General features: G+C 67.5%; 1 protein-coding gene. It reads right to left on the bottom strand.

The annotated features are described in order from the left end of the window. Positions 1-295: transposase (locus DF200_RS11195; protein ID WP_146192082.1), on the bottom strand; the 295-nt coding region annotated here is incomplete at both ends.

Below are 295 nucleotides of genomic sequence, written 5' to 3'. Positions count from 1 at the left end.
CGCCTTTCTTCCGGGCCTCGCGCCATGCGGCGGTTCGTACCTTGTCGAGCGCGTCGGTCGCCCAGGACACGATGTGGAACCCGTCGAGGATGCGTTCGGCCATGGGGCACCAGCGGAACGCGCACTCGTCGATCCACCGCGCCCCGTCGCCGGTGATCACCCGGATGGAGGCGCGCTGCGCCTCGGTGAGCGTCTCGAAGAACAGGTCGAACACCTTCTCCCCGTGGCCCTGATGCATCCACACGACCCTGCCGCGGTCGTGGTCGACGACGACCGTCATGTACTTGTGGCCCTT

Origin of the sequence: Bifidobacterium catulorum (assembly GCF_003129925.1) — a bacterium.
Lineage (GTDB): Bacteria > Actinomycetota > Actinomycetes > Actinomycetales > Bifidobacteriaceae > Galliscardovia > Galliscardovia catulorum.
Note: the sequence above shows the minus strand (reverse complement) of the source record. Positions and strands in the feature narration are given on the sequence as shown.